Annotated in this window: 13 protein-coding genes; 4 read left to right on the top strand and 9 right to left on the bottom strand. The window is 32.8% G+C overall.

The genetic code is table 11. The features are described 5' to 3' along the window. Window positions 1-11: 11 nt before the first annotated feature. The 3 genes from EZM65_RS09620 to EZM65_RS09610 all read left to right on the top strand — a co-directional run bounded on the left by EZM65_RS09620 (window position 12) and on the right by EZM65_RS09610 (window position 4,111). A complete protein-coding gene (locus EZM65_RS09620; protein WP_136668343.1) occupies window positions 12-554 on the top strand; it encodes a DUF4331 family protein in 543 nt (180 codons plus the stop codon). Between the two features lie 63 nt (window positions 555-617). Further along, entirely contained in the window at window positions 618-1,907 is a 1,290-nt protein-coding gene (locus EZM65_RS09615; RefSeq protein WP_136668342.1) for a tetratricopeptide repeat protein, read from the top strand. Next, on the top strand, window positions 1,907-4,111 hold the full coding sequence (locus EZM65_RS09610; protein ID WP_136668341.1) for a TonB-dependent receptor: 2,205 nt from the start codon (window positions 1,907-1,909) through the stop codon (window positions 4,109-4,111). Before EZM65_RS09615 ends, EZM65_RS09610 begins: the two co-directional genes overlap by 1 nt. A 12-nt stretch (window positions 4,112-4,123) precedes the next feature. Here the strand turns inward: EZM65_RS09610 and EZM65_RS09605 are convergent, their stop codons facing one another. From EZM65_RS09605 to EZM65_RS09580, 6 genes are all read right to left on the bottom strand, one after another. Beyond that, a complete protein-coding gene (locus tag EZM65_RS09605) occupies window positions 4,124-4,681 on the bottom strand; it encodes a DUF4256 domain-containing protein (protein ID WP_136668340.1) in 558 nt (185 codons plus the stop codon). 92 nt (window positions 4,682-4,773) lie between these two features. After that, window positions 4,774-5,319: a hypothetical protein gene (locus tag EZM65_RS09600; protein ID WP_136668339.1), complete on the bottom strand. Its 546-nt coding sequence runs from the start codon at window positions 5,317-5,319 to the stop codon at window positions 4,774-4,776. A gap of 188 nt (window positions 5,320-5,507) precedes the next feature. Beyond that, window positions 5,508-6,257, bottom strand: a complete 750-nt coding sequence (tpiA, locus tag EZM65_RS09595; RefSeq protein WP_136668338.1) for a triose-phosphate isomerase — start codon at window positions 6,255-6,257, stop codon at window positions 5,508-5,510. A gap of 45 nt (window positions 6,258-6,302) precedes the next feature. Further along, window positions 6,303-6,800, bottom strand: a complete 498-nt coding sequence (locus tag EZM65_RS09590) for a TlpA disulfide reductase family protein (protein ID WP_136668337.1) — start codon at window positions 6,798-6,800, stop codon at window positions 6,303-6,305. A 226-nt stretch (window positions 6,801-7,026) separates the two neighbouring features. Beyond that, window positions 7,027-8,121 carry a MauE/DoxX family redox-associated membrane protein gene (locus EZM65_RS09585; protein WP_136668336.1) on the bottom strand — a complete coding sequence of 365 codons (1,095 nt, stop codon included), beginning with the start codon at window positions 8,119-8,121 and terminating at the stop codon, window positions 7,027-7,029. Between the two features lie 24 nt (window positions 8,122-8,145). Next, the gene (locus EZM65_RS09580; protein ID WP_136668335.1) at window positions 8,146-8,688 is read right to left on the bottom strand and encodes a DUF1599 domain-containing protein; all 543 of its coding nucleotides are present in this window, start codon (window positions 8,686-8,688) and stop codon (window positions 8,146-8,148) included. 73 nt (window positions 8,689-8,761) lie between these two features. Between EZM65_RS09580 and folP the strand changes: the two genes are divergently transcribed. Further along, the gene (gene folP, locus EZM65_RS09575; RefSeq protein WP_136668334.1) at window positions 8,762-9,583 is read left to right on the top strand and encodes a dihydropteroate synthase; all 822 of its coding nucleotides are present in this window, start codon (window positions 8,762-8,764) and stop codon (window positions 9,581-9,583) included. 32 nt (window positions 9,584-9,615) lie between these two features. On the opposite strand, the gene EZM65_RS09570 is transcribed toward folP, so the two are convergent. From EZM65_RS09570 to truA, 3 genes are read right to left on the bottom strand one after another with little or no spacing between them, the layout of a single operon-like run. After that, window positions 9,616-10,017 carry a thioesterase family protein gene (locus EZM65_RS09570; protein ID WP_136668333.1) on the bottom strand — a complete coding sequence of 134 codons (402 nt, stop codon included), beginning with the start codon at window positions 10,015-10,017 and terminating at the stop codon, window positions 9,616-9,618. Window positions 10,018-10,046: 29 nt separating this feature from the next. Continuing rightward, window positions 10,047-11,804 (bottom strand): ABC transporter ATP-binding protein, encoded by a 1,758-nt coding sequence (locus EZM65_RS09565; RefSeq protein WP_136668332.1) that lies wholly within the window; start codon window positions 11,802-11,804, stop codon window positions 10,047-10,049. Further along, window positions 11,791-12,537 carry a tRNA pseudouridine(38-40) synthase TruA gene (gene truA, locus EZM65_RS09560; RefSeq protein WP_136668331.1) on the bottom strand — a complete coding sequence of 249 codons (747 nt, stop codon included), beginning with the start codon at window positions 12,535-12,537 and terminating at the stop codon, window positions 11,791-11,793. The genes EZM65_RS09565 and truA overlap by 14 nt, the downstream gene beginning before the upstream one ends. Between the last annotated feature and the right edge of the window lie 92 nt (window positions 12,538-12,629).

The raw sequence follows: 12,629 nt of genomic DNA, 5'->3' as shown, positions 1-12,629 counted from the left end.
AATATATACTTATGAAATCAAATATTTATAAAATCACGACAGTTCTTTTTTTTGCGACTTTTTTATTCGTTAGTTGTAATGATGATGATTCAATGAGTTATGATCCTGATTTTTCAGGAACATACATGCAAAAAGATCAAATGGCTAGACCTGCAATAAATACAGTTTTTATCGAATCTGGTTCGCCTAAAGATAATTTCAATATGACAATTCCTTCTTCAATGGCTTCAAGTTATCAAACAGTATTTAAAAACCGACTGTTGGCTCTAAATTCTGGTTATACAACCAATGCTCTAGGACAAAATGCAGATCAATTTACAGGTTTGTTAGCAACAGATGTTTTAAATGTAAGCAAATCAGGTAAGACAACTTTTTTTGATGGAACAAATGTATTAACAGGTAGAGCACTTGCTGATGATGTAATTGATGTAGAATTATTATTAATTTTTGGAGGGCCATCTGGAACGTCTAATTCAGGTTTAACATCTGATAATGTTGATGTAAATGATAAAGCTTTCTTATCGAGTTTCCCATACTTAGCTTCTGCTTGGTAAAAGCTTTAAAGAGCATGCTTAATTAGCATGCTCTTTAAATTTTCAAACTTTAAATTTTAATCTATGAAATCAGGTTTTGTCTTTTTTAGTGTCTTTTTACTATTCATCATTGGATGTAATAAAGAAAATAGTAATGTTATGAATTCTTCTGATTATAATTCTTTTTTAGAATTAAAAGATAATAACACAATTGATTTTGCTCAAAAAGAAATTCTTTTTTGGGAACAAAAATTTAAAAATGCCCCAACTCAAATAAACTATTTAAATATTATAGCGTCTAACTATACAGTACTTTTCGAACAAACCGGAAAAATAAAATATTTGTATAAAGCAGAAAATTATCTCTTTGAGTCTTGTGAAAGACTTAATTATTCTGATGCATCATCTATAAGAGCTTTAGCCCGAAATTATATAACACAACACAGATTTAGTGAAGCATTACTTTTAGCGCAAAAAGCGTTGAAGACAAAAAGTAAAATTACCGAGACACACAAACTTTTATTTGATATTCAAATGGAGTTAGGTGATTATAAAAGTGCTCATAAAAGTTTAAAGCAAATTTATAATATGGATGATTTTGATTATTTGATTCGTTTAGCAAAATGGAGCGATTATAAAGGTAATCTTGATTCTGCGATTTCAATGATGGAAAAAGCGACTTCAATTGCGTTAAAGTGGAATAATAAAAAAATAATAGCTTGGTCGTATTCTAATTTAGGAGATATGTATGGTCATGCCGGTAAAATTGAAAAGGCATACAATTACTATCTTAGAGCGCTTCAAATTGAACCTAATAATTTTTATTCCTTAAAAGGTTTGGCTTGGATTGCTTTTTCTCATGAGCAAAATACAAAAGAAGCAAAACGAATTATTGAAAATATTTCTAAACGACATAATTCCCCCGATTTTTATTTGTTAAAGGCAGAGATTGCCGAATTTGAGAAGGATTACGATCGCCAAGAACAATATTTGAAAGACTATTTTAAAATGCTTGTTAAAGAGGATTATGGGGTTATGTATAATTCGTATAACGCTTTATTGTTCTCCAAAAAAAAAGATACACATTCATTCGCTTTTTCCATTGCTACTAATGAAGTAAAAAGCAGACCAACACCCCAATCTTATGATTTGTTAGCTTGGGCTTACTTTAAAAAAGGTGATCATAAAAAAGCTCTTGACATAGCTCAAAAATTTGTAGCCAACAAAACTTTTGAGCCTGAAGTTCTATATCATTTAGCAAATATTTATAAAGCCAATGATATGCCAAATGAAGTAGCGCCAATTAAAGAAGAATTAGAAGCAAGTGTTTTTGAGTTAGGACCTAATATGAAAAACAAAATTCAGTATTTATAATGAAACATTTATTAAGTATAGTTTTTATTTTATTTGTAACTGAAGTCCATTCTCAAATGCAAAAAGGTATAGTTTTGGATTCATTAGGTTACCCAGTTGAAAGCGCTTATTTGGTGAATGCCAAAAATAATAAACATGCACATTCTGATGAAACAGGAAATTTTATAATAGAAAATACCAGTTCAAATGATGAGATACTTGTTTCAGCTTTGGGTTTTAAAAAGAAGACATACTTAGTAGATAAGGTAAATGATTTTAAAATTATTTTAACTCCAGATGTATATCGATTAGACGAAGTAACTATTTCTTCTAAAGTAAATGTTTTGAATGAAATAGCAAGGATAGATTTGCAAACGTCACCTGTAAAATCATCTCAGGAAATTTTAAGAAAAGTTCCAGGACTATTTATTGGACAACATGCTGGTGGTGGGAAAGCCGATCAGATTTTTCTTCGAGGTTTTGATATTGATCATGGAACTGATATAGCTATATCTGTCGATGGAATGCCTGTTAATATGGTTTCCCATGCTCATGGTCAGGGGTATGCCGATTTACATTTTGTGATTCCGGAGACTATTGATAAAATTGATTTTGGAAAAGGAAGTTATTATGCTAATAAAGGTGATTTTGCTACAGCAGGATACGTTTCATTTAAAACAAAAGAGTATTTAGATAAGAGTTTTATAAGTGCAGAAATAGGACAGTTTAACACCCTAAGAACCGTTGGAGCTTTCAATTTACTGGATCAAAAATCGAAAGACAAAGCATATTTCGCTACGGAGTATGTTTTAACTGACGGACCTTTTGATTCGCCTCAAAATTTTAAAAGAATTAATATATTAGGAAAATATACAACGAATTTGTCTAACGCAGGAAAAGTATCTTTTTTTGCTTCAAGATTTAGTAGTAAATGGGATGCTTCAGGACAAATCCCACAACGATTAGTAGACAATGGAACTATCTCGCGTTTTGGTGCTGTTGATGATACTGAAGGAGGAATTACTTCAAGAACTAATTTTAATGTTAGTTTACTAAAACCTTTAACAGAAAAGACAAATATCAATGCAAATGTTTTTTATTCGAATTATCAATTTGAATTATACTCTAATTTTACATTCTTTCTTGAAGATCCAGTAAATGGAGATCAAATACGACAAAAAGAAAATAGAGATATTTATGGTTTGAATGCTGAATTAAGCCATAAAATGAATGGGAGTCAATTGCAATTCGGATTTGGATTTAGAGCAGATGAAACTATAGATTCTGAATTATCTCATACCAAAAACAGACAGCAAACTCTCGAAAGAATTAAACTGGGAGATATTAACCAAACTAATATTTTTTCCTATTTGAATGCCGAATTTAATTTCGGAAAAATTAAGATAAATCCGTCTTTGCGCATTGATTTTTTTAAATTCAATTATCAGGATAAGTTAGTAGATACTTATAAAACACAATCAGAGGGTAAAGCAAAATTGTTGCCTAAACTAAATTTAATTTATGCTCAAAATAATAATTTTCAATTGTTTTTGAAATCAGGTTTCGGCTTTCATTCAAATGATGCCAGAGTTGTAGTTGAGCAAAATGGAAAGAAAATACTGCCAACCTCATTTGGCGCTGATTTAGGATTTGTCTATAAGCCATTGCCTAAATTAGTAGTAAATACCGCTTTATGGATGCTCGATTTACAACAGGAATTTGTTTATGTGGGTGATGCAGGAATCGTTGAACCAAGTGGTAAATCGGTTAGAAGAGGTATTGATCTAGGGATTCGATACCAATTGAATCAATATTTGTTTTTTGATGCTGATGCAAATTATACGTATGGAAGAAGTGTAAATGAACCTCAAGGTCAAAATTATATTCCTTTGGCACCTGATTTTACAACAACCGCGGGACTAAGCCTGAAAAATTATAAAAATTGGTCAGGAGGATTGCAATACCGTTATTTAAAATCTCGTCCTGCAAATGAAGATAATTCAATCGTTGCCAAAGGATATATGATGACTGATTTTAATCTGAATTACAAATGGAAAAATATGACTTATGGATTAACTATCGAAAACCTTTTCAATACGGAATGGAACGAAACGCAGTTTGCTACTGAATCACGCTTAGAGAATGAATCACAAAGTGTAGAAGAAATACACTTTACACCTGGAACTCCTTTTTTTATCAAAGGAAAAGTTGTTTATAGTTTTTGATATAGTGCAAATTTAAACCCTGAGTACTCCTCTAAAACCTCTGGCCGCATAATAGGATGAAGCGCCGTTGTGATAAATAAAAACAGTATCATAACGAAAATCAGCAAATAAAGCCCCTCCCAGCTTTCTGATGGCTTCAGGAGTTTTTATCCAGCAGGAGGTTTTAGCATCAAAAATACCCAGTTTTTGCAATTCTCTATATTGTGTTTCATCAAGTAATTCAATTCCCATGGCTTGTGCAGAATCTAGTGCCGAATTTTCGGGTTTGTGTTCTTTTCTGGAATCTAAGGCTTCGCGATCGTAGCAATAACTTCTACGTCCTTTAGGGGATTCAATACTACAATCGCAAAAAAGATATTCACCAGTTGTTTGATCTCGTCCTATAACATCAGGTTCACCACCAGTCTTTTCCATTTCATTGAGTGACCATAGCTTTTTAGGGTTTGCTTCAAGTTTTGCTTGTATGGCATCCCATTGTAAGTCATTATGACGAGAGTGGTTTTTTGTAAAGCGGTTTTTTAGTAGTATTATAAGTGCTTCTTTTTCTTCTACGGATAAATCGTTAGCCATGATTTGCTTTTATTTGATTTATACTAAAGTAGTAATTTATTTACAGATAGAAGTTGAATTGATTTAAGAGAAGATATTCTTATAAAAAAACGTTAGTTTTGCTGATTGTATTGCTTCAATATCTTCTCCAATTCTTTATATTCGCCTGATTGACCAAATTGCGAATCGTTATAACGTTCACCTATCATTTGGTGTTTCATGCAATTAAAATCAACTTTTGCCATACCAATTATATGGTTGTTTTTTCTGAAAATCAAAACATCTCTATATTCTGAACTGCAATTGTTTTTTTTAGGTTCTGAAGTTTCTCTGAAGGAAAACAAATGTGATATTTTTAAATGCATTTTGGTGTCAATAGTATCTTTTTTAAAATTAAGAATTTCCATGTTTTTTATAAACATTGTGTCTTTTATGGATACGGGTACATTACCTGTTACGATTTGTAATAATGCCTGTTCTTCTCTTGTTTTATTTGACTTTGTTATTATTGTATGAAGCTCTTCTTTTGTAATAGTAGGGCGGTAGTATTCTACTTTGTCAAAGTGAAAAAAGGGTAAATCAGTATTGGTTGCTGATTTTTTATTTTCATTGCAGGAAAATAGTAGTAATGATATAAGAAGAGCTGAGAAGTATTTCATTTTTAGTTTAGAGACTTGAATTAACTTATTGATAATTAGTTAGATTTTGTTTTGCTGAATAGAGATTAAATCCTTTATTCCTGTAGTTTTAAGATGTAATTGATATTAATGTTTTAAAAAAACCTTAAATCTATTTAAGTAAATGAATTTAAGGTTTTTTGAGTTAATTAATTTTAAAATAGAAATTTTTAAATCCCATTTATAATTCCAATAAAATCATCTGCTTTTAATGCTGCACCGCCTATCAATCCACCGTCAACATCAGGTTGAGAGAAAATTTCTTTTGCATTATCTGGTTTTACACTACCTCCATAAAGAATTGATACATTTTCAGCAACTTCACTGCCATAACGCTCTAAAATTGTTTCTCTGATGAATTTATGCATTTCCTGAGCCTGTTCCGGTGAAGCAGTTTCGCCGGTACCAATAGCCCAAACTGGTTCATAAGCTAAAACTATGTTTTGCCAGTCTTTTTTATCTAAATGGAACAAAGTATCTTTTAATTGGTATTCTACCACATTAAAATGTTGTTTATCATGACGGTCTTTCAGTTCTTCACCAAAACAAAAAATGATTTTCATCTCATGTTTTAAAGCAGTATCAACTTTATTGGCTAATAAAGAATCTGTTTCGTGGAAATAAGCACGACGTTCTGAATGTCCTAAAATAACAGTTTTAATACCAATGCTTGTCAGCATATCTGCCGAGATTTCGCCTGTAAAAGCACCGCCTTCTGCCTGATGCATATTTTGTGCAACAACTTCAATTGCTGTTCCTTTTGTTTGATTAACAGCTTGTGCCAGATTTACAAACGTAGGTGCAATGATTATTTTTGCAGTTGTTTGCGGAACTTTTTGTAATAATTCGGCAATCAATTCTTGAGTTTGTAACGCATTTTTGTTCATCTTCCAGTTTCCGGCTACTATCTTTTGTCTCATTTCTTTATTTTTTTATGTCTTTCAAACTTTATTCAACCACTTAAATTAGTTCGCTAATCCTTTTAGTAATGCTTCTACTTTTTCATTATCTGTTTCAATAGCTCTATAAAGCTCAACTTTCCCTTTTTGGTTCAATACCATATAACGAGGAATCCAGTCTATACCAACAGCTTTACCAAAATCACCTTTCATGGTTTCACCCACATAGTACTGTTCGCCCACTAATTCATGTTTCTCAATACCAGCTTTCCATGCTTCAGGTGTTTTGTCAAATGAGATGAAAACAAAATCGGTAGTTGGATTTTCAGTTTGTAATTTCTTTACATTTGGCATATTCTTTACACAATCACCACACCAAGAAGCCCAAAATTCTAAAACCACAGCTTTTCCTTTATGGTTTTTGATGATTTCCTTTAAAGCTACTTTTTTGCCTGCTGCATTTGTTAATTCAAAATTTAAGGCTTTATCTGATAATTTTTCTCTTGTATTAGAACAAGAAAGGTTTAAAATTACTGCTAATGCAAGTATTATTATTTTTTTCATGATTTTATAATTTCGTTACTGTTATTTCTTATTCAAATATTTTATTTATCTGTTTTTTGTTGTGTAAAATATTTATAAAGTTTTATACAATGTAAAAAAGCCAATGTTCCCCAAATTATTTTGGTTGTATTTGAATTTTCAGTTAAAGGGATTAAAATAAAACCTAAAACGATAAATGCAATTGATAGATATAAATGAATTTTAGAATTTCCTATTTTGAACATGATTATTTTTTATTTAATTCTTGATACGTTTTATTTATTAACTGTTCATAATCTTTTGGATTGAACTGATTTTCTGTAATTCCAAAATAGTATTTGTACTCATTACCATTCCATAAATATTTTACGCCAGGGGTGTCTTTTCCTGTTCCTAATAATTTCCAGAACGGGATGATTTCCACAATCTTATAAGGATATTCTGCGCCGGCTTCTTTAAAGAAATCAGGGATTTTGTCTGCTTCCTCATTCATGAAAAGAACAAAGACTTCAGGAGCATTTTTATTTGTTTTCTTTAGTTCAGTAAGTTCTTTGGCAACTAAACGGCAATGGTCGCACCCAGGAACAAAGAAACAAAGCGTTTTACGTCCGTTATCTATTTTAGAAAAGAATTGGGCATAACCTGATTTCTTTTTAGGCGGTTCATTTGCAGCTTTTTCTTCTACTTTTTTAGGTTCTGTTTTTGCGACAGAATCTTTCTTAATTCCTGTTGGGATTATCGTATCTTTAGTTACAACTACTGAATCTACAATTGAAACGGACGAACTATCTGTAGGAAGTTCTGTAGGTAAAGCTAATTCTTCATTTGACTTTATTGGAGCAATTACAAAAATAGTAATGATAGTCAATAGGGTTACCACTGCTAAAGGCCAGAATTTATGTGTTTGATTTGAGTCTTTAGGAATCATGAATAATAATAACCCAAGAAGAATCATGGCAATTAAATTCTTGAAAATAGCCTCAATAGGTGTCATAGGTATTAATTCACCAAAACAGCCACAGTTTCCTGAATTGCCGCCGTTGATGAAACTTTCATACGATAAATGAATCACAAAAACAGCTAATAGTGCAATTGTCGCAGGGATAATTATCTTCTTTAGGTAATTATTCTGAAGTAGTAAAAATCCAAGGGCTAATTCGATTCCGATTAATATCCTTGAAAACCAGGGAGCGATACTTTCAGAAAAACCTAATGGATATAATTGTTTTACTTCAAAGGTGGAAATTGCAAAATAAGGCGAAGGATACATTTTTGCCACTGCTGATACAATGAAAAGCAAAGCAATAATTACTCTAAAAAGGATGGTTATATTTTTTTTCATAATTAAATAAATACAAGGCGAATTCTATTTGTTATTTCCTAATAGTATTAAAGCAAACACAGAATAATTAATCATATCCTGATAATTAGCATCAATACCTTCTGAAACTAATGTTTTTCCTTTATTGTCTTCGATTTGTTTTACTCGAAGAATTTTTTGTAAAATCAAATCTGTTAATGAGCTAACTCTCATATCACGCCATGCTTCACCATAATCGTGATTTTTAGCTTCCATTAAATCTTTGGTAAGCTGCACTTTTTCGTCATACAGCTTTACGGCTTCTTCTACATCTAAATCGGGTTGATCAGCCACACCTTTATCCAATTGAATCAAAGCCATTATTGAATAATTGATTATACCAATGAATTCGGAAGCTTCACCTTCATCTACTTTTCTTACTTCATTTTCCTGTAACGAACGGATGCGTTGGGCCTTTATAAAAATCTGGTCGGTCAATGAAGGCAGACGTAAAATACGCCAGGCGCTCCCGTAATCTTTCATTTTTTTACTGTATAAATCGCGGCATATAGCAATTATTGCATCGTATTGTTGAGAGGTATTACTCATTACTATAGTATATTTGTATCAAAATTGCTCAAAAATAGCGAAAATTCAATAATAAGCTGTTAATAAATTGCTAATGGCAACAATAAATTGCAAAGATCAACTCATAGACTTGTCGGTTCCTAAAGTGATGGGGATTGTAAATATTACTTCGGATTCTTTTTATGATGGTGGAAAACTGTCTTCTGATGCCTTGATTTTAAGTCAGGTAGAAAAAATGCTGGCTGATGGCGCCGCATTTATTGATTTAGGTGGACAATCAACACGCCCTGATTCAACTTTTTTAACCGCCGAAGAAGAATTGGAACGACTGGCACCTGCTATGGAACTGATTTTAAATAAATTTCCAGAAACATTGATTTCTATTGATACGTTTCACAGCAAAGTGGCAGATGAGTGTCTGAAACTTGGCGCTACAATGATTAATGATGTAGCGGCAGGAGGACTGGACGATCAAATGTTTGAAGTTGTGGCTAAACATAAGGTTCCGTATATAATGATGCACATGCGAGGTACGCCCAATACCATGAATACGCTTACGGATTATGAAGATTTAACCAAAGAAGTTTTGTTTTATTTTTCCCAAAAAATAGAAAAAGCCAGAAGTTTAGGAGTTAATGATTTGATTTTGGATCCTGGTTTTGGTTTTGCCAAAACACTTGAACAAAATTTCGAACTGCTTTCAAAAATGGAATTGCTTCAAATTGCTGAACTTCCAATTCTTGTTGGTGTTTCAAGAAAATCTATGGTTTGTAAAACTTTAGGGGTTACACCGCAGGAAGCTTTAAACGGAACTACTTTTTTGAATACTATTGCTTTAACAAAAGGAGCAAAAATTTTGCGGGTTCACGATGTGAAAGAAGCTGTGGAATGTGTAAAACTGTATTCTGAATTATAAGAAAAGGAACCTTTAAGGTTCCTTTGTGTATTTTAGTTCATTATCAGGCTTTCTATCTGCGGAATAGTATCCGGTGCCACAGGTCTACCGTTTTTAATGGCAACTCCGGTTACTTTTGCTGACAAAATAGGTTTATTGTCTTCCAGTCTGATAATATCCTGATTGAAAACTACTTTTAGATTTCCTTCTTTCTCAGCTGAAACTTCAATTTTAAATTTATCACGGCTAACCAATGAATTCTTGAAATTCATTTCGATGCTTTTTACTACCAGCATTATGTTGTTTTGTGCAAAATCAACAAAATCAATTCCGTGGTGGTGTAAAAACTCATGACGCGCATGTTCTAAATAATTTTGATAAACCGAATTGTTTACGATGCCTTGTACATCTAATTCATAATCTCTTACAGATAATTCGATTGAAAATTTTTCCATTGTTTAGTATTAGTTGTTTATAATGATTTTTAAATTTCTTCCGCATGATTTACAAACTGAGCTTCGTACAATTTGCGGTAATAACCGTTTTCATTTTGTAGTAACTGCTGATGGGTGCCTTCTTCTACTACAGTTCCTTTGTCTAAAACTATAATTTTATCTGCATTGACAACAGTTGCCAGACGGTGTGCGATTACAATAGAAGTTCTGCCTTTTGTTAAAGTATCAGTTGCTTTTTGAATTAACTCTTCCAAGTAGGCATCTATTGAAGAAGTTGCCTCATCCAATATCAGGATACTCGGATTGCTCACATAGGCACGCAAAAAAGCAATTAACTGACGTTGGCCTGAAGACAGCATTGCGCCGCGTTCTTTGACATCATAATCATAATTTCCCGGTAAGCTCATAATGAAATTATGGGCACCAATTGCTTTTGCAGCTTCAATTACTTCTTCACGGGTTATTGAAGGATTGTTGAGTGTTATATTGTTGTGAACGGTGTCTGCAAATAGAAATACGTCCTGCAGCACCACCGCAATTTGCCTGCGTAAGCTGTCTAAGGTGAAATCTTTTATGTTTTTATCATCTATAGAAATTGTCCCCGATTTTATGTCGTAAAAACGGTTTAATAAATTGATGATTGTTGATTTTCCGGCTCCGGTTGCTCCCACAATTGCTATGGTTTCCCCTGAATTGACATTCAAATTGATGTTTTTAAGAACATCCTCATCAGGTTTATAACCAAAAGTTACGTTTTTGAAGTCAATTTTTCCGTCAAACTTAGCAGCTGTTTTAGAGCCGCTGTCTTCTGCATCAGTATTTTTATCAAGAACTTCAAAAACACGGTTTGCGGCAATCATCCCCATCTGCATCTCATTGAATTTATCAGCAATTTGGCGTAGCGGCGTAAAAAATATTGAAATGTACATAGTATAGGCAAACAAATGGCCAATATTTGTAAACGGATCGTGATTTAACAGCAGAATAGAACCGTACCAAATGATTAAACTCAAAGTCAGATATGTTACAATATCAGCAATAGGGAAGAAAATAGAGTTGTACCAAACGTTTTTCACCCAGGCTTTACGATGCAGATGGTTTATTTCTTTAAACTTTTGATATTCGGTTTCTTCACGGGTAAAAAGCTGGACGATTTTCATTCCGGTAACACGTTCCTGTACAAAAGTATTCATGTTAGCCACCTGGGTACGCACTTCTTCAAATGCCGACTTCATTTTAATCTGAAACACGCGGGTAGCATAAATCAATATGGGCATAGCACCTATAACAATAAGTGTCAGTTTCCAGTTCATGGCCAGCATAAAGACTAAAATGGCCAGCATTTTAAGTAAGTCACTTAAAATCATGAACAAGCCCTGACTGAAAATACGGGCAATAGCTTCTATATCTGAAACTGAACGGGTGATTAATTTGCCTACTGGCTCATGGTCAAAATATTTTACCTTGAAACTTGTAATATGTTTGAAGAGCTTAATGCGGATGTCTCTGACTATGTCCTGTCCCAATATATTTGCCCAATACACGAAATAAAATTGAGCTAAAACCTCTAAAACGAGCGTTACAGCCATGAAACTAATCATGATTATAAATCCATTCACTTTTTTTGGGATTACATAATCATCGATGATGTCTTTTAGTAAATAAGGGCGTAAAGCAGCAAAAACTGAAAGTAAAACTGCCCATACAATAACACTGTAATAGCGCCATTTATAAGGCTTGGTATATTGAAGAATGCGTTTAAAAAGGTGCGTATCAAATGCTTTCATCTATGTATGGATAGGTAATTTTACTTAAAAATAATCCTTGAGCTGGTACTGAAAATCCAGCTTTGCGCCGGTCTTTGCTTTCTATAATAGTAACCAAATCCTGTTTAGTGATTTTATGAGTTCCAATGTCCACCATGGTTCCTACTATGGCACGAACCATATTTCGCAAAAAACGATCAGCAGTGATGGTAAAGATAAGTTGATTATTTTCTTTACGCCAGTAGGCTTCTGTTATTTTACAGTTAAAAGTATGAACATCAGTATGTGTTTTTGAAAAACATTCAAAATCAATATGATCAAACAAAACTTTACAAGCCTCATTCATTGATTCAATGTCTAATGGCTGATGATTGTACCAAACAGTTTCAGTGGTAAAAACATCTTTTAGACTTGTAATATAATAATGGTAGGTTCTTGAAGTGGCATCGAATCTGGCATGGGCTTCATCATGTACAGGAAGAATTCTGAATATGGCTATATCCTTAGGTAAAAATGAATTGGCTCTTTGTTTTAATTTAGCCCGATCGATTTGTTTTTCTGTATCAAAATGGCCAAACATCTGCGAAGCATGAACTCCGCTATCAGTCCTTCCCGCACCAACAATTTCAATTTCTTCTTGGAGTAGGGTAGAAAAAACTTTGTTCAGGGTTTCCTGAACAGATATGGCGTTAGGCTGGTATTGCCAACCATGATAATTTGTCCCTTTGTATGCGAATTCAATGAAGTATCTCAAGAGGTATTTTTATTTGCAAAGATAAAGCAAATGATTGAAAATAGACATCGCCCTGTGTTTGGTTATTTCTTAAAGATGATATAAAAAAAACA

The organism is Flavobacterium sp. H122, from assembly GCF_004959765.1.
Classification (GTDB): domain Bacteria; phylum Bacteroidota; class Bacteroidia; order Flavobacteriales; family Flavobacteriaceae; genus Flavobacterium.
Note: the sequence above shows the minus strand (reverse complement) of the source record. Positions and strands in the feature narration are given on the sequence as shown.

Coding starts and splice junctions, on each gene's coding strand:
- EZM65_RS09610 (WP_136668341.1), top strand. CDS start 1,907: ATGAAACATTTATTAAGTATAGTTTTTATTTTATTTGTAACTGAAGTC.
- EZM65_RS09600 (WP_136668339.1), bottom strand. CDS start 5,319: ATGAAATACTTCTCAGCTCTTCTTATATCATTACTACTATTTTCCTGC.
- EZM65_RS09615 (WP_136668342.1), top strand. CDS start 618: ATGAAATCAGGTTTTGTCTTTTTTAGTGTCTTTTTACTATTCATCATT.
- EZM65_RS09620 (WP_136668343.1), top strand. CDS start 12: ATGAAATCAAATATTTATAAAATCACGACAGTTCTTTTTTTTGCGACT.
- EZM65_RS09565 (WP_136668332.1), bottom strand. CDS start 11,804: ATGAAAGCATTTGATACGCACCTTTTTAAACGCATTCTTCAATATACC.
- EZM65_RS09605 (WP_136668340.1), bottom strand. CDS start 4,681: ATGGCTAACGATTTATCCGTAGAAGAAAAAGAAGCACTTATAATACTA.
- EZM65_RS09580 (WP_136668335.1), bottom strand. CDS start 8,688: ATGAGTAATACCTCTCAACAATACGATGCAATAATTGCTATATGCCGC.
- EZM65_RS09590 (WP_136668337.1), bottom strand. CDS start 6,800: ATGAAAAAAATAATAATACTTGCATTAGCAGTAATTTTAAACCTTTCT.
- folP (WP_136668334.1), top strand. CDS start 8,762: ATGGCAACAATAAATTGCAAAGATCAACTCATAGACTTGTCGGTTCCT.
- EZM65_RS09570 (WP_136668333.1), bottom strand. CDS start 10,017: ATGGAAAAATTTTCAATCGAATTATCTGTAAGAGATTATGAATTAGAT.
- EZM65_RS09585 (WP_136668336.1), bottom strand. CDS start 8,121: ATGAAAAAAAATATAACCATCCTTTTTAGAGTAATTATTGCTTTGCTT.
- tpiA (WP_136668338.1), bottom strand. CDS start 6,257: ATGAGACAAAAGATAGTAGCCGGAAACTGGAAGATGAACAAAAATGCG.